The following is a 20,013-nucleotide window of genomic DNA, read 5'->3' as shown; positions in this document are numbered from 1 at the left end:
CAGTGGACCGTGGCCGAGGTCATCGCCGGCATCACGCTCTCCTACGTGCCCGGGTCAACGCTCACGACTTGCGACCCAGCCGTCCTCGCAGGACTGTCGTGGCCGACCCCGAACCACCGCCGCAAGGCTGCCCGGAGTGTATCGATCTCCGTGGGATCTGGTCGGGGTGATGCGGACGCCCAGGCCACATAGCAGTCCGGTCGAAGGAGCAGGGCGGTGGGCGCGGGGGGCCGGGAGCGCGCCGCGACGACATCGACCTGGTCGTGGGGCAGGGCGAGCGTCTCCGCCAGCGATGCTCCTTCGGTCAGGTCGAGCAGCAGGGGACGTGCGGTTCTGGTCAGCTCGGCCAGCCGGACCGGCCCCGCCGGGGTGTGCAGTTCCAGGTCCGGGGCGAACCGGCCGACCAGCGGGTGCGCCTCGCGTCCGCCCAGGTCGTAGCGGACGTCGGCGCCCGCGGTGAGTTCGGCCAGGCGCCGCACGGTGCTCGGGTCGCGGAGCAGCTCGGTGATGACTTCGCGCAGTCCGGTGACATCGCTGCCGGGGGCGATCAGGGCGGCCTGCGCCTGCGCGTTCAGCACCATGCGCCGGGCGGCCGATCGCCGCTCTGTCTCGTAACTGTCCAGCAGCCCGGACGGGGCGCCTCCCCGGATCTCGGCGGCGAGTTTCCAGCCGAGGTTGATCGCGTCCTGCAGGCCGAGGTTGAGCCCCGGACCACCCCCCGTGGCGGCGTACACGTGGGCGGCGTCACCGATCAGGAACACCCGGCCGTCGGCGAACCGTTCGGCGAGCCGGGTGTTACCGCCGCTCAGCCGGCGCAGCGCGTGCGGTCCTTGGCCGCCGGGCGGACCGAGCGGCACCTCGACGCCGAGCACGCGGCGGACGCTCGCCCGCAACTCCTCCAGGCTCATCGGGGCGTCCGTCGTGGGCTGGTCCCATTCCGTGGTGCTGACCAGCGGCGGGTGGCCGGGCATCGGCGCGTAGGAGAACCCTCCGTGCTCGGTGCGATGGGGCATGAACGGGGCGACAGCGCCGTAGCCGGGCACGTTCAGGGCACCGGTCGCAGGATCGACCCAGTCCGCGGGGACCGTCACATGCGCGGAGCGCACGGTCATCCGGTCGTAGGTGACGCCGGGGAACCCGATGCCGGAGAGCTTGCGCGTGCTGCTGTGGGCTCCATCCGCGCCGATGAGGTACCGGGCCCGCAGCTGGTACGCCCCGCCCGGGCTCGCGACGTCGACGGTGACCGCGTCGTCGTCCTGCGACAGGCCGACGACCTCATGTCCCCGCCGGATCTCCACGCCCAGTTCGACGGCGCGCTCCTGCAGAACCTGCACGATGCGTCGCTGCGGCACCGGCAGGGCGTAGACGGGGCTGTCCTCCAGCAGGCTCAGGTCCAGGCCCAGCGCGCCGAACATGAAGTACGCGGAGTTCGGCTTCGGAGGTTCCGGGCTGCCACTGAGACGTTCAGACAGCCCCCGGCGGTCGAGCATTCGCACGACCTGGCCGAGCAGTCCGTTCGCCTTCGGTTCCTCGCTCGGCTCCGGCAGCCGCTCCAGCACGACCGGCCGGACCCCTGCCAAGCTCAGTTCGCAGGCCAGCATCAGCCCGTTCGGGCCGCCGCCGGCGATGACGACATCTGTGATCATGTGTACTCCTTTGTTCGCCCGCGAAAGGGGCAGGACGGGTGAGGCGCTGCGGCGCCCAGCCGGTGCGGTCTTATGTGACGTGGTCAGCCGCGGTAGTACTCGGCGAGGGCGGTGAAGGCGGCCTTGGGTTCCCAGGGCATGTCGGGGTAGGTGTCACCGCGGCCGTCCTCGAGGACTTTGACGATGCCGGGGCTGGCCAGGTCGAGGTCGTCGCGGGGATCGCCGTCGGGGCGGTGCGGAAAGTTGTCGAGCGCGAAGACGAAGACGAAGGCGCTGTCGACACCCGCGGCGTCGTAGATCTCCAGCAGCTCGCGCACGTACGTGGCCTGGCCGGCCTCGTCGCGGACGTACTCGCCGGTCAACCGGACCGGCGCGCCGGTCTCCTGGTCGAATTCGAGGACCTCCAGGACGCGGCCGCCCCTGTCGCCCGCGCCGCGGTAGGCGGCGGTGCCGAACTCGGTGATCGCGACCGGCTTCCCCAGCGAGACGAGCGTGCGGACGCTCTCGGCGAACCGGCCGGCGAACTCGGCCGACCGGTAGAGATCCACGCCCACGAGGTCGAAGGGCGTCCAGTCGATGCGCTCGAGCGGGATGGCGGCGTACGTGATCCGGCCGCCGAATCGCTCGCGAACGAGGGCCACGGCGCCGGCGAGGAAGTCGTCGACCCGTGCGCTGAGCTCGCCGACCCGCTCGGCCAGGCGATCTCGCTGGGTCAGCAGTGCGAGCCTGTCCTCCTGGGTGTCGCCCGGCAGGAATCCCTTGTTCATCAGGCTCAGTTCGGCGCCGGTGACGAACACGACCTCGGCGCCCCGCCGCCGGATCCGCTCCGCCCGCTCAGCGCAGTCGGCGAACAGCGACAGCGTCTCCTCGGCGGTCAGTTCGAGGGGGTAGGGCGAGAACCAGACCTCCAGGCCGAGGTCGGCGGCATGCGTCGCGGCCAGTTCCAGCCGCTCGGGGTCACCGCCGATGACGCGGACCGCGGTGCAGTGCAGGTCGTCCCGGATGATCTCCAGCTCGCGCCTGACCTCGTCCGGGTCGAAGCGCTCACGGGAGAACCCGCCGTTGCGGACGAAGCCGGTGTCGTAGCTGATGCCCTTGGCCCTCATTGCCTTGATCCTTCCTGTGGGATGAGGACGCTCAGGCTAAGCAGAAAAATGCGTGCACGCAAGTTTGCGTACACGCATCGAAACTGGGATGCTGAGACGGTGACGACGAGACGGACGGGGCTGCGCGAGCAGAAGAAGCAGGCCACCCGAGAGGCCCTGCGCGCGGCGGCCCTGCGGCTGGCTCTCGAGCGTGGGCCGGACAACGTGCGCGTCGACGACATCGCCGAGGCCGCCGGCGTCTCACCGAGGACCTACAACAACTACTTCTCCAGCCGCGAACAGGCGATCGTCGCCGCCGTCACCGGGGAACGGGAAGCGCGAGTCGCGGCGGCGATGGCCGACCGGCCCGCCGGCGTCGGCCTCGCCGACGCCGTCATCGAGGCGATCGTGGATCAGTACACCGCCCCGGACGAATCCGGCCGGGACGCGCTGCTGCTGATCATCACCCGCCCCGCGCTGCGCGACGCATTCGTCGAAACCACCACCGCGATCGAACACCCCCTCACCGACGCGATCGCCGAACGCCTCGGCGACGGCGAGGGCGAGGGCGAGGGCGGGGGCGACCCGCACACCGCACGGGTGCTCGCGGCGAGCGTGGCCGCCGCGGTTCGGGTGGCGCTCGAGCAGTGGCTGCGAACGACTGCCTCGTCCACCACGATCAGCGGACTCGTCGTGCCGTCAGGCTCGCTGCCGGACCTCCTGCGCGCCACGCTCGCACCCCTCGCACCCGCACTCGACGCCGCCGAGCAACGAGCGCTCCGCCGCCGGCCGGCCGCCGGGACCAGCGGTTGACCGCCCCGTCCAGCAGGGCGACCGGGCCGGCCGTTCCGGGTGGTTCACCCGCGTACTGAGATCGCTTCCGCGCGGGATGGAGAGGTGGTCCGCACGTTCATGACCTTGACGAGCATGGTGACGACGAGCACGAAGAACAGCCAGCCACAGACTCTGCCCAGCACGTACAGGCCGTCGGAGTCCAACGGCACCAGGCCGAGATGACCGGCGCCGACCTGCCGCAACGCGCCCGAGAACAGCAGCATGGCGTTCAGGGCCATTCCCGCCTCCAGGCCGCCGGATCTCCATGCCAGCCACGTGCCGTACAGGGCGCTCAAGATGCTGAGCAGCAGATCCAGGAATGAGTACGAAGGCTCGGTGATCGCCTCGACGATGACGGTGAACGCGGCGACCAGCGCGAACCCGATTCGTGGGTCGCGAAAGAAATAGCCCGAGGCTTGGAAGGCGATTCCCCAGCCGAGATAAGGCCAGAGGGCGCCGGCGGCGATCGTGAGGACTCCGACGATGACCGTCGGATACGAACTGCCCAGCGGCAGGCCTTCCAGCCAGTAATAGAACGGGCGCCTGGTCGAGCCGTCGAAACGGCCGAGGAAATAGGCCGCCACATCGCCGAGCAGCACGGAGCCGAACGCCAACGCGCCGCAGAGCGCCAGCCAGCCGCCTCGAATGCGTCCTTCGACGGAAGAGAGCCAGCCGAACGTCCGGAGCCGGAAGAGACGCACGACGCCGTAGACGTACAGCAGGCTCATGAGGATGGGCACTACCTGTACGAACATCGCCCACTGCGGGTCGGAGACGACACCTCCGTCCGGGCGGCGATAACCGGCGAGTACGGCGAGAGCTCCGACGGCGAAACGGCCGGCGAAGATGACGGCGATGGCGCCCAGCGTCGCCACGCACAGTTCCGCGATGACCCTTGAAGGGCGGCTCAGCGGGGTTCGCGCCGGCAAGTGGAACCGTTGCCCCTCCTGAACGACACCTTCACCGGTCTGAGGGGACGAAAAGTCCTGCCGCACCCACCAGTCCCAGTACGGCGGAGGCGGCGGCCAGGTGGGTTCAGGCCCACCCCAGCCCGGGCCGGGCTCCCATCCAGCCGGAGTGGGCGGCCATCCTGGCGGAGAGTTGAACCTCCAGCCCGGCCCGGGGCGCGGGGGAATGCGCAAAGCGAACGTCCTAACGGTCGAACCGCGCCTGAGCGGCCATCATTTACAGCAGCGGCGCGAGGCTCACTGATCACAGCAGGCTAATGTTCGACACCGGGGAACGAAATGCGCGATCTGTAACGATGCTCACCGGACCAATGAGCGGCTCGTGCGTACGGGCGCCGGGGCTCGCATACCCCAGACGGCGGCCACGAAGGCGACGAGGATGAGGACGGCGGGGGTGACGTAGCTCAGGCCGATGGTGCCGGCGAGCTGTTGGGCCAGCGGTGCGCGTTCGGCCGGTTCGAGCGCGACGATGGCGGCCAGACCGCCGGGCCCACTGGGGTCGAGGCCGTCGACGCGGGCGGTGATGAGCAGCGTGATGGTCGATGCGGCCAGGGCGGTGCCCAAGGCGTTGCCGAGCTGGGAGAACAAGGCGAGCACGGTGGAGGCCTGGGGCAGTTCGGGCCCGTCGAGACCGCGGGTCGCCGCGACCATGGTGGGCATCAGGGTGGCGCCTGAGCCCACGCCGACCAGGATGCTCAGCGCGCCGATCACCGGGTAAGTAGCGTCGAGGCTGAGCGCGATGCCCAGAGCGACGGCGCCGGTCAGGGCGGTGCCGGTGCCGAGCACGAGGACGCGGCGGGGATGGACGCGGTCGATGAGACGGGTGGCGATCTGCAGGGTGAGCCCGACGGCCAGGCCGGCGGGAACGGCGAGTACGCCGGCGATTGAGACCGGGTCTCCGCGGACTCCCTGGACGAAGGCGGGCAGGATGGAACTGGCCCCGAAGTAGCCGCCCGCGAAGCACAAGATGATCACGGCTCCCGCGGCGATCTCGCGGCGGGCCAGCAGCCGGACGTGCACGAGCGGATGTGCGATGCGCAGACTGCGGCGGGCGAACCCGGCCAGGAGCGCGAGCCCGACCACGACCGAGACACCCGTGGTCAGGGTGACGCGCCCCGAGTCGCCGATGGAGGTGCAGGCCAGCACCAGCCCGACGCACCCGGTGGTGACCATGAGCAGGCCGGGCCAGTCCACGCGGGCGTGGTCATCGCCGCGCTGAGGGGCGGGCAGGTGGCGAAGGCACAGGATGAGGGCGAGGACGCCGAGGGGCAGGTTGATCCAGAACAGCCACCGCCAGGAGGCCGCGTCGATCAGCAGGCCGGTCAAGGGCGCGCCGAGGGCCGGGCCGATGAGGATCGGCAGCCCGACCAGGCTCATGATCCGTCCTCGGTGGTCCTTGGGCACCGAGCGCATCGCGATCGCCGTTCCGAGAGGGCTCAGCACACCGCCGCCCAGCCCCTGGAGGACCCGCAGGGCGATCATGGTTTCCACGTCCGGGGAGAACCCGGCGGCGACCGAGGTGAGAACGAACACCGTCAGGCCGGCGAGGTAGACGCGGCGATCTCCGAACCGGCCGGCCAGCCACCCGGTCAGCGGGATGACCGCGATCAGCCCGAGGATGTACCCAGTGGTCATCCAGGCGCCTCGGGGCAGCGTGGTGTCCAGGTCGGTGACGATCGCCGGCAGGGCGACGATGGTCACGGTCGTGTCGATGATGACCAGCAGTCCGGCGAAGGCCAGGACCAGTCCGATGCCGCGTGCGCGGGTATCCATGCGGAGCCCCTCAGGCGGGGAAGGGACGGTTGGCACGGGCGTCCGTGAGCACCTCTGACCACCAGCTCAGTTCGGTGAGCGCGCTGGTCAGAGCGTTGGTCACGCTGTCGGCGGGGGCGTAACGGTCGGCGTCGTCCAGGCTCTCCCACGGGACGGGCAGGCCCATGCAGCGGCGGGTGGTGATCATGTTCAGCTCGGTCAGCACCCCGCGCAGGTGGTCGATCGCGGCGTGCCCGCCCTGGACGCCGTAGGCGACGATCGTGGCGGGCTTGAGCTTCCACTCCCGGTAGTGCCAGTCGATCAGCCGCTTCAGCGAGGCGGGGTAGGAGTGGTTGTACTCAGGGGTGATGAAGACGAAGGCCTCGGCGGCCTCGATACGTTCGCCCACCGCGGTTCCCGGCCCGCCGCCGGGGTAGAGCCGGCTGTCGTCAGGCAGCGGGACGTCGATCAGGTCGATCAGGTCGACCTCGGCGCCGCCGGTCTGGTCGAGGGTGGCGATGACCCAGTCGGCGATGGTGGGGCTCATCCGTCCGTCACGGACGCTGGAGGAGATCACCGCGATCCGCTTCCGCGCCGGGGCCGAGGTGGTGAATGGGCTGCTCAGGAGCTGTGTCTGTGTGGTCACGTCCATCACCCTGAGGGTTGAACATATGTTGAAGTCAAACCGGATCGGGGCATACGGTGGAATCCATGACGATCAGCACACCGCTGCCCGCTCCTCTTCCGGCCGTTCCCGCAGGCGAGGTGTTCACGGTCAGCGACGTCGCCGCGGAGAGCGGCGTCGCGCCCTCGGCCGTCCGGTTCTACGAGAAGTACGGCGTGATCACCGCCGTGCGCACCTCGGGCAACCAGCGCCGGTTCGACGAGTCCGCGGCCTGCCGCATCCAGATCGCCAAGCTCGCCCAAGGCGTCGGGCTGACCGTGCGGGAGATCGCCGACTTGTTCGCCGGTCTTCCCGCCAACCCCGCGATCGACGACTGGGAGCGGATCGCCGACCAGCTGATCGCCGAGGCTGAGGGTCGCGTGGCGCGGCTCACGGCCTTCCTCGCAGAGCTCGGAACCGGTGGCAGGCTCTGCGATATCGGGGCGAACCTCGACACCTGATCCCTGCGATTGGCTCTGGGCCGGGCAACTCCGCGATGTCGATGCCGACGGAGCCTTCACCCCGGCGGCGGCGGGCTGGTCTCGATGACCGCACGCACGATCAACAGCAGGCCACCGCTGACCCCCAGAAATGGACGTCAGGAGGGGCGTGGGGCGACTGCGAATCAAGAAATTCCAGGTCAGATGGGCATTGGCGGATGGCCGGCCAGGCAGGTGTCCGGGCGGCCTCGGCGGCGGCGTAGAGCCGGACCAGGTCGTGGAAGCGGAAGCGTGATCTGTCCGTGGCGTGGTGTTCGATCAGATGAGCCGCTGCCAGGGTCTTGAGCGATGCTCTCGCCACCGCGAGCGGGACCTCGCCGGCCGCCGCCGCGACCTCGGCGGTGAAGTCCGCTTCAACGACGCCACCCAGTGCGCGGAAGATCTTCTGATCGGTCGCGCTGAGGGCGCGATAGGACCCAGAGAAGGCGGTCATGACGGGGTTGTTGCCGGTGCCGTCCACGACGAGCCCGGCCAGCAGGTTCCCCGCTGTCAATTCCGTCATCCACGCCGTGGTGCTCGCCTCCGGTCTGGCCGCGACGTTCGCGGCGGCGACGCGCAGCGCGAGTGGCAACCCGGCGCAGAGGCGGACCAGTTCGTCGCGCGCGTCCTCTTCCTGCCGTGTGCTCGCCGTCCCGAGGACACCGTCCACCAGCGCTCGGGCGTCCGGGTCGGGGAGTGGGCCGAGCGAGCGCCGGCGCGCCCCGCAGCGCACCACCAGCTCGTCCAGCCGGTGACGGCTCGTCACCAGTACGCTCCCGGACGGCGGGAGCAACTGCTCGATCGGGGTTTCCGAACGGGCGTCGTCCAGGAACAGCAGGATCTTGCGACCGGCGAGGAGCGACCGGTACAGCCCGAGTCTGGCAGGGAAACCGCCGGGCACCCCCGTGGTGTCCACGCCGAGGGAGAGCAGCAGCCGGTTCAGGGCCGCCGCCGTGGTCAACGGCTCAAGCTCGGCGTCGTATCCGCGAAGGTCGAGGTAGAGCTGGCCATCGGGGAAACGGATCTTCTCCCGGTGCGCCCAGTGAAGCGCGAGAGCCGTCTTGCCCATCGCGGCCGTCCCGCTGAGTACACACACCCTGTCCTCGCCGGTCAGGGAGTCGTCGAGCCACTTCAGCTCCTGCCCGCGACCGGCGAACCCGTAGACGGGCCGGGGCAGCTCAGCGGGAACGCGCGTGCCGGTCTTGACGTCGGTCGGAGGAACGGGCTCCGGGCTGGACGCGCGTGTCCGGGGCGGATCCGCGCACAGGACCTGCTGGTGCAGGCGTTGCAGCTCTTCCCCAGGCTCGATGCCCAGTTCCTCCACCAGCCGCTGCCTGGTCTCCCGGAAAACCTCCAGGGCGGCGGCGCGCTGCCCCTCCTGGTGCAGCGCCGTCATCGTCAGGTACGCCAGCCGCTCCCGCAGCGGATGCTCGCTCATCAGGAGCGACAACTCCGCCATCGCATCCCGTCGCCGATCGGAATCCAGGTCGAGCGCCAGCAACTCCTCTACGGCGGTCATCCGTTCCTCCGTCAACGTCACACTGAACGTCTCGCGCAACCATTCGCCTGCGACATTCGCCAGTGGCGGCCCGTTCCACAGGCGCAGCGCCTCCCGCAGCAGGTCGCCCGCCCGCTCTGGACGACTCGTACGGGCCCGGCCGGCCAGATCACGAAACCGGTACAGGTCAACCCGCATAGGGTCGACGTCCAGCCGGTAGCCGGGCGACGCCGTGGCCAGGCCGACGTCCACGGTCTGGGCGAGCAATTGCCGCAGGCGTGACACGTACCCCTGGATGGCGTTGCGCGCCGACACCGGCGGCTGCTGACCCCACACCGCCCTCGAGAGCCGATCGAGGGACACCACCTGCCCTCGGCTCAGCAGCAACGTCGCCAGCACCGACCGCTGCTGCGGCGTGGCGGGCCCGAGCAGCCGGCCGCTCCGCCAGATCCCCACGGGCCCGAGCAGCCGTAAATCGCCCTCGTCCACCATGCGGCCTCCTGCTTGTCACGAGGAAGGACCCGAGCCGTGCGGTGTGCGGGGTTTCTCCGCATGTGGATCCGTGTGGTCCCGAGGATCCGGATCCGCGTGATCACCTCTCGGCGAACGGCCGTACCGCGAGTCTGTTCCGACGCTCTTGCAAGATCCTGATCGCGAGTTGAATCGCGAGCCGTGGGCTGTCGTGGCACCCGATCCACGTTTCGATTGCTGGGCACGGTCGGTCTGTGGCGCGAGGGAAGGCGCCTCGGTCCGGCCACCGGGCAGCAACGCTCCGGACGTGATCATCGGCATCGGCGGCGCCGGGAAGACCGCACTCGCGGTGCGCGGGCGCACCGGATGCGGGATCACTGCCCCGACGGGCAGCTTTACATCAACCTCCGCGGGTTCAGCGAGACAGCGGCCCAGAACCACGTCCGGGCCTGCCGTCATCTGCGAGTGTCAGCCCCGACAAGCCCCGGTCTGCCTGTGGGGAGCGCCACCCCCCAAGCCCGCCGTCAGGAGATGCACTTGTCCGCCTCGTTCCAGAAAGGCTTGTTGGACGGGCTGATTCCCTTGATCTTCTCCGATTTGATCTCGCCCTGCAGATAACGCTGAACGTCCTTGCGGTCGCCGTACTTCAGCACCAGATCCGCCATGCAGGTGATGTACGACCGGGGCACGTCCCCGTTGTCCGGATCCTTCAGCATCTTGCGGATGAGGGCGCCCTTGCTGATCGTCCCGGGGGAGGCGGTCTTCTTGGTGGCCTGCGCCTTGGGAGTGGCGGACTTCTCACCGGCCGCGCCGGTCTCCGTGCCGGTCTTCGTGGCGGCCTGGTCGGCAGAGACCCCGGGACTCCCGCAGCCGCTCACCACAGTGACGATCGTCACCAGCGCGAGCCCCGCAGCGATACGGCGGACGCCGTCGAACATGATCACGTGTTCCTGCTCCTGCTCCTGATCCGGCCGTGGACGCGGGCGGCTCACCGTCGGCTCAGCTTCCGCGCCCGCCCATACCGGTTGACGGGGGGCAGGAAGAAGAGCACGAAGACGACCAGGCTCAGTGGTACGGCGAAGAACGCGCCGAACCAGGTCCCGGCGGGGAGGACCTTGTTGACGGCCAGCCCGGAGTTCTCAGACAGGAGGATCGTGGCCGGGACCCAGGCCAGGAACGTGGTGACCAGGACGAGGGACCGCGCCCATGCGGCACCGTTGCGGGACAGCCAGGTGACGAGGGCGACGGCCAGGCCGGCGACCAGGACGAAGATGGCTTTGGTGGTGAGGATTCCGTAGCCTTCGTCGATCGCCGCGGCGACTTCCGGGTCTGCGGCGATCGCTTCGAGCTCCTGGTCGGTCAATTCGCCCAGGCTTTCCGCGACGAGGTGGGCGGTCAAGGCGTCCCGGCCGGCGATGAATGCGAGAACCGCGCTGAAGACGTAGAGGGCGGCGACAGCCATGCTCCACCAGATCGCGATGCTGAACACGACCGGTTTACGCGCGGGCGGCGTGACCTGCCCATATTGCGCGCCGGTGCCAGGGGGAGCGTCCGGCCTATTACTTTGCCCTGCATGCATGTTTCAACTCCTGAGAGTTCGATGAGGTATATGGCAGTCCGATGCCGCTCTGCGTGCTGCAGAAGTGGGAAGGTGCTGCCCGCGCCACCAACGAGTGGCGCTGATGGTGCGATACGGCACTGGCATTGCTGCGTCCATGCGCACTCGCGTCGCCAGGCGCATTACGATGGCCCAGGTCGCAGAAATTCCGCTGAAAGAGCGCTGAAAGCGCAGGGTATGACGAGCTTCTCGGCAGGCATACGTCCAACCGCCGGCCAAGCGACCGGAGAGAGGACGTCGGCCCGCCAGGCGGAGGCGATCGCGCCGATGCCGTCGTCGACGCTGGGACGGCGTGAATCCGCCCGTCCCGCTTGCCCGGATTTCGTGAACGGGATTTTCTTGTGTACGACTCCTTTTGTGTTATTGATTATTTCGCGGTGGAAATCTCCTCATGCGCATCGTGAGAACGTGAACACGCGTCACGTGAAACCTTCACATCCCGCCAATGAAGGGAGAACTATCCCCGCCGGCCGCCGCACAACATACTCGTACTCAGTCGGAACCGCATCGGACTTGAGGGGCGCAAAATGGCGACGACGTCGAAGAACCGCGACTGGCGCTACACCGAATTCGTCATGAAGACCTGGACCGAGACCGCTCACACGTCGGCCGAGTACGCAGGTCACGTCCTCATCGAGGACCTCGATCATCCGGCGCCGGTCTGCGCGCCGTGGAGCTACTGCGGCTGAACGAGAACGCCCCTGACGGGTCCACCGCCGGCACCAGCCGGCGGTGGACTTTCAGTTTGTGCCACGCCCGTCCTGGCTGGATCCGGGGCGGCCGCGGCCCAGACCAACGGCAAGCTGGTCAACATCAAGAACGCCTTCGCCACCCCGAAGTGGAAGCTCATGGGGCACGCTGGTCGCCCTCGCGACCCTCGCGACGGGCGGCGACTCGACGGCGACCGCCGTCATCAAGGCGGTGCTGGCCGGCGATTGGGAGAACGTCCCCGGCTTCGACGACTTCTCCGACCAGATGATCTCGCCCTACACCTGGCCGCAGGTCTCCGGCTATCCGTTGCAGAGCGTGACGCTGGCGGGCTCGCTCCAGATCGGCATGCAGGTCAGCCAGTCATGACGACTCCCGCCGTCTACACCTACGGCTGGGACACCGCTTTCGCGATCCCCGTGCCCCAGGTGAACGAGGCCATCGCCGAGCAGGGCTCGTCACCGGCCGGCTTCGCCATCACCGAGTACGGGTACACCCTGACCGGCGAATTCGGCCCCTGGCAGGTGTGCCAGGGCGGCGACGGAAGAGCGCTGCGCATGATCTGGCCGCTCTCCCAGGTCGTGCTGACCGACGTCGCCACCGGCGGGCAGAGCACCTTCGACGAGGGCCAGGCCATCGTCGAGGTCGAACTGCACTATGTGCCGCACACCGAGGCGGCAATGTCGTCGACCGGGAGCCCGCAGGCCCTGGTCGTCAACCCCGCCGCCTCCGTACCGTCGCAGCCGGCGCTGGTGATGATCAGCCTCCAGCTCACCCCGACGCCGCAGGTGGTCGCCGGCGCCGTGATCACCCTGCTGCTCACGGACTGGGGGACGGCCAACCTGGCCGACTTCGCGCACGTGTTCGCCGTGGTGGACCTCAACCGGATGGTCGACCAGGGGCAGTGGGGCTTCGTGACGCCCAGCTACACCTCCTACGCCTACCTCGACGGTGACGCCCTGGCCGACAGCGTTCTCGCCGTGCTGTGCATGACGGGGTCGCGCTCCGGCGACCAACTGCCGGAGCAGGTGAACCAGGCCGCCATACCGTCGGGCAGCGTGGCCGGGTTCGTCATCTCGCAGGCCCGCATGCTGGACGACCTCGTCCGTCCGGCCATCACGCAGGCCTACCCGGGACTGAACGGCGACGACTTCCTGCTCAACTCCGACGCGACCGAGCTCTACCTGCCGGACGGCGCGTCCGTGCCGCTCGCGCCGATCGAGCAGGACGGCATCACCTACTACCCGAACCTGACGAACCTGACCGTCAGCGCCCAGGGGAGCCGGCTCGTCCTGCAGAGTGACACCAGCACGGTGATCACCTCGGGCATCACCGCGACCTGCACGGCCACGCACTGGTACACGATCACGCTCTCGACGTCGTCCAACGGGCAGACGCTCTCGTTCACCGCCGCCCAGCCGCCGCAGATCGTGCACGACATCCACCAGAGCGAGGGAAGCGTGCTCACCCAGCTCCTCATCACGATCGCGGCGACTCTCGCCCTGGGCGTCCTCGCCGTCCTGACCGACGGCGCCGCGCTGATCGCCGGGGGACTGGTGATCGGGCTGATCATGGGAGCGGACCAGATCATCCCGCCGCTGATCGAGAAGCTCAACGAGGACGACTCGCCGGCGATCGACCTCCTGCTGGCCAACGCCGTCGATCCCATCGTGTGGAGCTCCAGCTCGGGGTTCACTCTGGACTACGCCGCGCTCAACGTGTCGCTTCAGCTCGGCGGCGACCCGGAGTTCGGCACCACCAGCCAGGAGGCGCCCGCATGACCAGCGTTCCGGACCAGCGTTTCGTTCGTTTCCGGCAGCCGGGCACGCGTGCCGGCGCGGTCGTCACGCTGACGTTCCTGTCCGCGCCTGACGGCGGCGCGCCGAGCGGGGACCCGCCGTACGACGACGTGCTCGCGCGTCTCGATCCGCGCCGGGCCGAACGGATCCGCGCCGCGATGCGGCTGCTCGTCGAACGTGACGACGCCGTCATGAGCTGGCTGGAAGCCGACCCGGCGAACGCCGCCCTGTTCGCCGCCGATCCCGTCGCCGCCGTGCGGCGCGCTCAGCCCGACCTTCCTGAGGACTTCTTCGACGGCTGGAGCGACGGTCAGCGGCAGCCGGTGTAATGTCCCGCCCCGCTACCCGCCAATAAGGGAGAAGGCTTGAGCGACTGGAAGGCGTAGTGGATGGCAGACACTTCATCGTCATCGTCGGATCTCCGGCTGACGATGCGAGATCCCGAGGCGTTCGAAGCCTTCTACCGAAGACACGCCGAACGCGTCAGCCGCTTCGTGGCCCGCCGGGTGGCTGATCCGCACACCGTGGACGACCTGACCACCGAGGTCTTCCTGGCCGTCATCGACGCCGGGCACACCTACCGGCCCGATCGGGGCAGCGAGGCGGCCTGGCTGCTGGGCGTCGCGCGCAACGTGGTGGCGTCCGAACTGCGCCGGGAGGCCAGGGAACTGCACAAGAGCGGCCGGGCGGCGGGCCGGCGTCCGCTGGACGCCGACGACATCGCCTGCCTGGAGGAGCGCATCGACGCCGAGCGGGCCGCCCGCCCGCTGCTGGCGGCCATCGCCGAGCTGCCCAGGGGCTTGCGGGCGGTGGCCGAACTGGTGGACGTCGACGGCCTGTCGGTCGCCGACGCGGCCGCGGCCCTGCGCATCCGTGTCGGCACCGCCCGGGTACGGCTGCATCGCGCCCGCCGCCGCCTTGTCGCACTCTCCGGCCGGTGCCCGGAGACCCTCTTGGAAGGATCGTCATGAACGGACCACTCGCCGGTTTCGAAGAGCGCCGGCTGGCCGAGCTGAAGGAGCAGGTGGCGGCGCGGGCGGCGGCCGAACGGGAGAGGCGGCCACGCCGCCGGATCGGCGTGCGCGTCCCGCGTGCCCTGACCCCCCGTGCGCCGAAGCGCCGTCGCTGGGTCGTCCCGTCCCTGCTGGCGGCCGCCGCGGCTACGGCGGCGCTGGTGGTGGTGACAGGGACGGACTCCCCGGCCGCCCGCCAGGACGTCACACTGCGGACGACGCCGGTGAGCGCGGAGGCCGTCCTGCGCCAGGCCGCCCTGGTGGTCCAGGAGCGCCGGCCGATCGCCGAGCCCCGTCCAGAGCAGTGGATCTACCGGAAACTTCTCGTCCAGCAGGCGACCGGCGGCGGCACGGTGCAGGAGTACTGGACCCGTTACGACGGCCGCGTACAGGTGATGCGGCAGGGCCAGGGACCGTTCGAGAAACACACGTACGTGCCCGACCCGGCGGACGACGACCTGACTCCGCAGGAGTTCGCGGCCAAGCTGGCCGCCCTCCCGACCGATCCGCACCGGCTCCTGGCACAGGTGAAGGCCGACCGGTTCTGGGCGGCCAAGCCGGAGGGCGCCGCCGAGGAACCGGCGGATGACCGGGCCTTCCGCGTCCTGTCGGTCTACCTGGACCAGGAGGTCCCCCTGCCGCCCGAGCTGCACGCGGCGATCTTCCGCGCGCTGGCCGAGATCCCGAACGTGCGCGTGGACGTCGGCGTGCGCGACGCGGCCGGCCGGCCCGGCGTCGGCATCGCCTACGAACCGGGCCCAGCCCATCAGCCGGGCTACTACGACAAGGACGGCCGGCTGCTGTCGCGGTCGTACCTCGTACTCGACCCCACGACGTACGAGTACCTCGGCAGGCACGTCGAGCAGTTGCAGGACGAGGTCATCAACGGGGAGATCGCCTTTCGTAAGGGAACGGCCTCCTTCCGCTCGGCGGTGCTGGCGAGGGGCGTCTTCGACCGGCCGGGCGAACTGCCCCGATAGCCGCCCACGTCCTTCGTGATGGCTCACCATGATCGCCACGCGTCGGGCGCGCTCCTCGTGCCGTGCTCGCCGGTCAGTCCGTCAGGGACGGGCTGAGCGGCGCCGATCCCCGACCAGCGGTGCCGGTCGCGTGTTGCCTTTGCTGCCTCGTGTTCCGTGCGGCCGACCTGGCTGCCTGCTCGATCTTCGCGCGGTAGGCCGCACGGGCTTCCTCGTCGATCTGCTTCTCGTGCTCGGCGCGCAACCCGGTCCGGCCGTCGAGGCTCTCGCGCAGGATATCGGCGTGCCCGGTATGCCGGATGGACTCCCCGAGGACATGAACCATGACGGCGAACAGGTTCGTGTCGGCATGAGGCTCCGGCCACCACGGCACGTGGCCGGGGGCGTCGAGGGGGAGCTCGTTGATCGTCGCGTCCGAATGCTCCCACGTGCGCCGGTAGAACCCGATGATCTGATCGCGAGTCTCGTGCTCGGCCGCCCACAGATCGCTGCCGTCGGAGTCCTGCCACCGGGGCAGCGGTTCCGGGGAGGGACGGTCGAAGACCTCGCCGAAGTACCTGGCCTCGACGGTGGCCACGTGTTTGACCAGGCCGAGGAGGTTGGTGCCGGTCGCGGTCAAGGGTCGGCGGGCGTCGTACTCGGACAGGCCGTCGAGCTTCCAGAGCAGCGCCTCGCGGTCCCGCCGCAGTCGCCCGTGCAGGTTGTCTTTCGCGAACTCGTCGATCATGCGGTACGAGCCTGCCACGGGCTGTTCGTGGTCTCAAATCCGTACATGGTCGGCAACGACAGGCGGAGCTGCCGACCGCGTAACGCCGGACGCTCGCCCGTTCCGGCCGGCAGTGCGGCTGGACCATCCCGGCGCTCGATATGCCGACGGGGCGTCGGCGATACTGGGGGCGTGGAGTACGTGTCCAGAGTGCCGCGACCGCCGCTGGACAGGCTGATCGACGACCTCTACTACCTGGAGGGTGCGCCGCCGTACGCCCGGCTGATGCTGCCGCCGATGCCGGCGGCGTTGCTCATCGTCAACCTCGGGGCGCCGTTCCGCATCCGCGCCGGCACCGACATCGAGACGGCCGAGTACGCCGACGGCTGCGTGGTCACCGTGCCCACCCGCGCGGTGGAGTTCGGCTACCCGCGCCGGACCCGGTCCGTGGGTGTGCACTTCAAGCCGTGGGGACTGGCGCCGTTCCTGCCGATGCCCGCGTCCGAGCTGTGTGACCGCCCGGTGACGGTGGAGCAGGTCTGGGGCCGGCCCGCCATCGCCGAACTGCGCGACCGGCTGGCCACCGCGGACGGACCGCACGCGATGCTGACGCTGCTCGAGGAGGAGCTGATGCGACGGCTGCGCGAAAGCGCCGGCCTGGGGCTGGTCCGCCATACGAGCAGCGTCATCGCGGCGGCCGGCGGGGCGGTGGCGATCGGCGACCTGAGCGTGGCAGCCGGCGTCAGCACCACTCACCTGGCACAGCGGTTCAAGGAGGTCATCGGCGTCACGCCGAAGCGGCTGGCCCGCACCCACCGCTTCACCGCCACCGTGTTCGCGATCAACCCCGAAGGACCGATCGACTGGGGCGACCTCGCCGGTGGCGCAGGCTACTTCGACCAGGCCCACTTCGGCCACGAGTTCCGGACGTTCACCGGGCTCACGCCGACCCGGTACGTCGAAATCCGGCGGCGGTTCCTGCGCGAACATCCCGGCCACGTGCTGGACGGCTGGCCGCTCCCGGCCGATTGATTTCTTACAAGAGCCGCAGCTCACGACACGCTAATTTGAGGGCATCCCAATGCAGAGGAGAGCCCCGTGGGCAAGGTGGTCATGTACAGCTCGGTGTCGGTGGACGGCTTCGTCGCGGACGAGAACGACCAGCCCGGACCGCTGTTCGACTGGTTGACCAGCGGGGACGTCCCGTTGGACGACAGCGGCGAGCTGAAGGTGTCGCAGACGTCCTATGACTACATCCGGGCGTACTGGGACCAGATCGGAGTCACGGTCGTCGGCCGCCACGTCTTCGACCTGACGGACGGCTGGGACGGCAAGCCGCCGAGCGGTATCGACCACGTGGTCGTCGTGTCGCACCGGCCGATGCCCGAGGGCTGGGACCCCGAGGCGCCGTTCCACTTCGTCGGCGGCGTTGAGGCCGCCGTGGCCAAGGCGCAGGAGCTCGCGGGCGACCGCGTGGTGGAGGTCGCCGCCGGCGACGTCGGCGGCCAGGTGCTCGCCGCGCGCCTGATCGACGAGGTGCGCATGGACGTCGTACCCGTCGTGTTCGGGTCCGGCAAGCGCTACTTCGGGTCGGTCCAGGCGCAGCACCTGCTGGAGGATCCGGACGTGGTGATTCAGGGCAACCGGGTGCTTCACCTGCGCTATCAGGTACGCCGTTGACCGAGGCGAAGAAGACCACTGCGAAACGGTGACACGAGATCGGGTCTCCGGATGCGTTGACCCCTGATTGCCGGTTTCCGTAGTACCTTGGCAGACCCCCGAACGGCTTGGCCTGAGCGCGGCCTCCGAACTTCGGGCATGATCAACGCGCCGACGCCGCCTCCCGGCAGAGCTTCTGGCATCGTGGACCTGGACTGTGATTTTCTGCGGTAGCCGGCGCCGAATCTTGGCTTCGGAGGGGATGAGCGTCACCCACCCGCGACCGTACGAGAAACGGCCGTCGCGAAGCTATCGGCACAACAGTCCCGAGTTGAAGCATGCTTTAGGTATAGGCTATTGCTGGCTCTGTGGATATGGGCCAAGTCCCAATGCCGTGAACTTTGATCGTTTCCGCTGATCACGCGACTTTCCCGAGTTTGTCGGCCTCGTCATCGCGGGGAGCACCATAACGGCGGCGTCAGGTGAGCCGACGGAGTGAGCAGGTTCGCGCTGGTCGAGTACCAAGAATGTGATTTTCGTTCGGGGCGGGAGGGCCTTCTTCACTCGGTCGCGTTGTCTGGGGAATCGGCGTCCGGGCCGGCGTTGCTCGCGCTTGCAGGAACGCACGCGGCGGGCAGTAGGTGGCGAGGGTCGGTGATCTCGTGGATGACGTCGTCGACCAGGTCAGCCAGTGCGCAGGGGGGAAGCGCCGCCTCGTCGGAGACAAGGCGGCGGACAGCCTGGAGGGGGCGGGTGAAGGAGATGCGGTCGGGATCCATCCCGGTGGGTTCGGCCGCGGTGGCGATCAGGTGCCGGATCGCATGGTAGACGCAGAGCAGGGCGTAGACCTCCTGGCGGACCATGTCGGGGCTCTTGGAGCGCAGCACCACCTCGGGTCCGCCGTGCAAAGGCGCCCTCGCCCTTCTCATTCGAGGGACGGCCGAACTCGGCGTCGTTGGCCAGACAGGCCCGGGCGTTCATGGTGAACCCGTCGATGGCCAGCTTGCGCAACCCGCGCCAGTACGCCCACGGCGCCTGCTCCGGACCGCTGTAGGCGGGCACCATCGACAGGCCCGGCAACTCGGCCATCGGCTCCCAGCCCAGCCGCACCCGCGCCTTGCTGATCGCGGTAGGCGAGGGCTGCATCCGCGCCTCGCGCCGCCGCCGGAACGTCCGCGCCCAGGCCAGCCCGGTCAGCAGCTTGTTCCACACCTCGCCGTAACCGCAGTCCATGAACAGCGTCATCGCCATCGCGTAGTACACCATCAACCGCGCAGGCAGATCACGTTTACGCAGCTCACGGGCATCCCACGTCTCGACCGCCGCATCGACCAAGTCCGGCGGGTACGCCGCCGTCAACACGCCGACCCTGATCCGATCCGGCAGCCCCGGCACCCGGCCTATCTTGACTCGCTGTCCCGCTCTGGCCACATCAAGATCATAGAGGCACTCGGATCATCATTGGCCTCTGGCGGGCCGAGCACCCCCAATCGAGATCGCACAAGGCCTCCTATCTGGGATTTCAGGATGGCACGGCCTCGGTGGCGGAAGGACGTGCGCTCATAGCCTTGGCGGTCTCTGATCTGACGGTCAGGGCGAGACGGCGTCCCGCAGCAGTGTCCCCCGGTGAGCGAGGGGCGGCGCGGCGACTGCAGCAGGAGCGACGTTGTACGTACTGGCAGCTGCGGTCAAAAGCAGAGAAGCGGCCGTCAGGAATACGCGTCGGGGGTTACCTTCCCGCTCTCCGTGGCGTACGGCTGAGGCCATGGTTGCCGACAGGTGTTTTCGGTGCGACTGCCTTTCTTGGTGAAGTGCTTGGTAGTGGCATCATCCGGAAATTCGGGCAGAGAAAGTACCAAATAACGGCGCATTGATATCGTCCGCACCGCTTCCTTCGTTACACGTTTTCAATGTCATCTTCGATGAGAATTCTCACATTGCCCTGGAACTTGCTGCCAAGCGAAGATAATCCGCCAATTGACTTCCACAGGAGATGAGGAAGGCAAGTGAAACAATTAGTCAGAACGGCGAGGTCGGGCGGGCCGCCTCGTCGTCGGCTCGCGGCCGCCACGGTGCTCACGGTGGCAGCATCACTGCTCGTGGCCGGCGCAGCCGGCGCCGCGCAGGCGGATC

The 20,013-nt window shown here is 69.0% G+C and carries 20 protein-coding genes and 1 pseudogene; 10 read left to right on the top strand and 11 right to left on the bottom strand.

Annotated features, from left to right (window positions below):
* Positions 1–41 precede the first annotated feature (41 nt).
* Together HII36_RS34410 and HII36_RS34405 are read right to left on the bottom strand one after the other, a co-directional pair.
* Positions 42–1,646 carry an FAD-dependent oxidoreductase gene (locus HII36_RS34410; RefSeq protein ID WP_173527488.1) on the bottom strand — a complete coding sequence of 535 codons (1,605 nt, stop codon included), beginning with the start codon at positions 1,644–1,646 and terminating at the stop codon, positions 42–44.
* 83 nt (positions 1,647–1,729) lie between these two features.
* Entirely contained in the window at positions 1,730–2,752 is a 1,023-nt protein-coding gene (locus tag HII36_RS34405) for a hypothetical protein (RefSeq protein ID WP_173527487.1), read from the bottom strand.
* A 99-nt stretch (positions 2,753–2,851) separates the two neighbouring features.
* Between HII36_RS34405 and HII36_RS34400 the strand changes: the two genes are divergently transcribed.
* On the top strand, positions 2,852–3,544 hold the full coding sequence (locus tag HII36_RS34400; RefSeq protein WP_328808013.1) for a TetR/AcrR family transcriptional regulator: 693 nt from the start codon (positions 2,852–2,854) through the stop codon (positions 3,542–3,544).
* Positions 3,545–3,588: 44 nt separating this feature from the next.
* Here HII36_RS34400 and HII36_RS34395 read toward each other — a convergent pair whose 3' ends face one another.
* From HII36_RS34395 to HII36_RS34385, 3 genes are all read right to left on the bottom strand, one after another.
* Positions 3,589–4,440, bottom strand: a complete 852-nt coding sequence (locus tag HII36_RS34395; RefSeq protein WP_173527485.1) for a hypothetical protein — start codon at positions 4,438–4,440, stop codon at positions 3,589–3,591.
* A 393-nt stretch (positions 4,441–4,833) separates the two neighbouring features.
* On the bottom strand, positions 4,834–6,306 hold the full coding sequence (locus HII36_RS34390; protein ID WP_173527484.1) for a DHA2 family efflux MFS transporter permease subunit: 1,473 nt from the start codon (positions 6,304–6,306) through the stop codon (positions 4,834–4,836).
* 10 nt (positions 6,307–6,316) lie between these two features.
* Entirely contained in the window at positions 6,317–6,931 is a 615-nt protein-coding gene (locus HII36_RS34385) for an NADPH-dependent FMN reductase (protein ID WP_217370333.1), read from the bottom strand.
* Positions 6,932–6,996: 65 nt separating this feature from the next.
* On the opposite strand from HII36_RS34385, the gene HII36_RS34380 reads away from it, so the two are divergent.
* Positions 6,997–7,410, top strand: coding sequence for a MerR family DNA-binding transcriptional regulator (locus HII36_RS34380; protein WP_173527482.1), 414 nt, complete (start codon positions 6,997–6,999; stop codon positions 7,408–7,410).
* 100 nt (positions 7,411–7,510) lie between these two features.
* On the opposite strand, the gene HII36_RS34375 is transcribed toward HII36_RS34380, so the two are convergent.
* The 3 genes from HII36_RS34375 to HII36_RS34365 all read right to left on the bottom strand — a co-directional run bounded on the left by HII36_RS34375 (position 7,511) and on the right by HII36_RS34365 (position 10,976).
* Complete coding sequence (locus tag HII36_RS34375; protein WP_173527481.1) at positions 7,511–9,418, bottom strand: AfsR/SARP family transcriptional regulator; 1,908 nt, start codon at positions 9,416–9,418, stop codon at positions 7,511–7,513.
* Between the two features lie 503 nt (positions 9,419–9,921).
* Positions 9,922–10,341, bottom strand: coding sequence for a hypothetical protein (locus HII36_RS34370; protein ID WP_173527480.1), 420 nt, complete (start codon positions 10,339–10,341; stop codon positions 9,922–9,924).
* A 44-nt stretch (positions 10,342–10,385) separates the two neighbouring features.
* Positions 10,386–10,976 (bottom strand): hypothetical protein, encoded by a 591-nt coding sequence (locus HII36_RS34365; protein WP_173527479.1) that lies wholly within the window; start codon positions 10,974–10,976, stop codon positions 10,386–10,388.
* Positions 10,977–11,542: 566 nt separating this feature from the next.
* On the opposite strand from HII36_RS34365, the gene HII36_RS34360 reads away from it, so the two are divergent.
* The 6 genes from HII36_RS34360 (at position 11,543) to HII36_RS34335 (ending at position 15,515) form a co-directional block, all read left to right on the top strand.
* On the top strand, positions 11,543–11,704 hold the full coding sequence (locus HII36_RS34360; protein WP_173527478.1) for a hypothetical protein: 162 nt from the start codon (positions 11,543–11,545) through the stop codon (positions 11,702–11,704).
* A gap of 232 nt (positions 11,705–11,936) precedes the next feature.
* On the top strand, positions 11,937–12,092 hold the full coding sequence (locus tag HII36_RS34355; RefSeq protein ID WP_173527477.1) for a hypothetical protein: 156 nt from the start codon (positions 11,937–11,939) through the stop codon (positions 12,090–12,092).
* Positions 12,089–13,504 carry a TULIP family P47-like protein gene (locus HII36_RS34350; protein WP_173527476.1) on the top strand — a complete coding sequence of 472 codons (1,416 nt, stop codon included), beginning with the start codon at positions 12,089–12,091 and terminating at the stop codon, positions 13,502–13,504. The genes HII36_RS34355 and HII36_RS34350 overlap by 4 nt, the downstream gene beginning before the upstream one ends.
* Positions 13,501–13,851 (top strand): hypothetical protein, encoded by a 351-nt coding sequence (locus HII36_RS34345; protein ID WP_173527475.1) that lies wholly within the window; start codon positions 13,501–13,503, stop codon positions 13,849–13,851. The genes HII36_RS34350 and HII36_RS34345 overlap by 4 nt, the downstream gene beginning before the upstream one ends.
* 60 nt (positions 13,852–13,911) lie before the next feature.
* The gene (locus HII36_RS34340) at positions 13,912–14,493 is read left to right on the top strand and encodes an RNA polymerase sigma factor (protein ID WP_217370332.1); all 582 of its coding nucleotides are present in this window, start codon (positions 13,912–13,914) and stop codon (positions 14,491–14,493) included.
* Positions 14,490–15,515, top strand: coding sequence for a CU044_5270 family protein (locus HII36_RS34335; RefSeq protein ID WP_173527474.1), 1,026 nt, complete (start codon positions 14,490–14,492; stop codon positions 15,513–15,515). Before HII36_RS34340 ends, HII36_RS34335 begins: the two co-directional genes overlap by 4 nt.
* Before the next feature lie 73 nt (positions 15,516–15,588).
* Here the strand turns inward: HII36_RS34335 and HII36_RS34330 are convergent, their stop codons facing one another.
* Positions 15,589–16,242, bottom strand: coding sequence for a DinB family protein (locus HII36_RS34330; protein WP_217370331.1), 654 nt, complete (start codon positions 16,240–16,242; stop codon positions 15,589–15,591).
* A gap of 171 nt (positions 16,243–16,413) precedes the next feature.
* On the opposite strand from HII36_RS34330, the gene HII36_RS58860 reads away from it, so the two are divergent.
* Both HII36_RS58860 and HII36_RS34320 read left to right on the top strand, forming a co-directional pair.
* Positions 16,414–17,253, top strand: a complete 840-nt coding sequence (locus HII36_RS58860; protein ID WP_217370330.1) for a helix-turn-helix domain-containing protein — start codon at positions 16,414–16,416, stop codon at positions 17,251–17,253.
* Positions 17,254–17,319: 66 nt separating this feature from the next.
* The gene (locus HII36_RS34320; protein WP_173527473.1) at positions 17,320–17,901 is read left to right on the top strand and encodes a dihydrofolate reductase family protein; all 582 of its coding nucleotides are present in this window, start codon (positions 17,320–17,322) and stop codon (positions 17,899–17,901) included.
* A gap of 539 nt (positions 17,902–18,440) precedes the next feature.
* Here HII36_RS34320 and HII36_RS57060 read toward each other — a convergent pair.
* Positions 18,441–18,770: a hypothetical protein gene (locus HII36_RS57060; RefSeq protein ID WP_236004157.1), complete on the bottom strand. Its 330-nt coding sequence runs from the start codon at positions 18,768–18,770 to the stop codon at positions 18,441–18,443.
* A gap of 199 nt (positions 18,771–18,969) precedes the next feature.
* A pseudogene (locus HII36_RS59305) lies at positions 18,970–19,242 on the bottom strand (transposase domain-containing protein); the annotation flags it as partial.
* Between the last annotated feature and the right edge of the window lie 771 nt (positions 19,243–20,013).

The sequence above is a fragment of the Nonomuraea antri genome, from assembly GCF_013283785.1.
GTDB classification, from domain to species: Bacteria; Actinomycetota; Actinomycetes; order Streptosporangiales; family Streptosporangiaceae; genus Nonomuraea; species Nonomuraea antri.
Note: the sequence above shows the minus strand (reverse complement) of the source record. Positions and strands in the feature narration are given on the sequence as shown.

Excerpts from the sequence above, each read along its gene's own strand:
- HII36_RS34410 (WP_173527488.1), bottom strand. The coding sequence starts at position 1,646 with ATGATCACAGATGTCGTCATCGCCGGCGGCGGCCCGAACGGGCTGATG.
- HII36_RS34405 (WP_173527487.1), bottom strand. The coding sequence starts at position 2,752 with ATGAGGGCCAAGGGCATCAGCTACGACACCGGCTTCGTCCGCAACGGC.
- HII36_RS34390 (WP_173527484.1), bottom strand. The coding sequence starts at position 6,306 with ATGGATACCCGCGCACGCGGCATCGGACTGGTCCTGGCCTTCGCCGGA.
- HII36_RS34380 (WP_173527482.1), top strand. The coding sequence starts at position 6,997 with ATGACGATCAGCACACCGCTGCCCGCTCCTCTTCCGGCCGTTCCCGCA.
- HII36_RS34375 (WP_173527481.1), bottom strand. The coding sequence starts at position 9,418 with ATGGTGGACGAGGGCGATTTACGGCTGCTCGGGCCCGTGGGGATCTGG.
- HII36_RS34365 (WP_173527479.1), bottom strand. The coding sequence starts at position 10,976 with ATGCATGCAGGGCAAAGTAATAGGCCGGACGCTCCCCCTGGCACCGGC.
- HII36_RS34360 (WP_173527478.1), top strand. The coding sequence starts at position 11,543 with ATGGCGACGACGTCGAAGAACCGCGACTGGCGCTACACCGAATTCGTC.
- HII36_RS34350 (WP_173527476.1), top strand. The coding sequence starts at position 12,089 with ATGACGACTCCCGCCGTCTACACCTACGGCTGGGACACCGCTTTCGCG.
- HII36_RS34345 (WP_173527475.1), top strand. The coding sequence starts at position 13,501 with ATGACCAGCGTTCCGGACCAGCGTTTCGTTCGTTTCCGGCAGCCGGGC.
- HII36_RS34340 (WP_217370332.1), top strand. The coding sequence starts at position 13,912 with ATGGCAGACACTTCATCGTCATCGTCGGATCTCCGGCTGACGATGCGA.
- HII36_RS34335 (WP_173527474.1), top strand. The coding sequence starts at position 14,490 with ATGAACGGACCACTCGCCGGTTTCGAAGAGCGCCGGCTGGCCGAGCTG.
- HII36_RS34330 (WP_217370331.1), bottom strand. The coding sequence starts at position 16,242 with ATGATCGACGAGTTCGCGAAAGACAACCTGCACGGGCGACTGCGGCGG.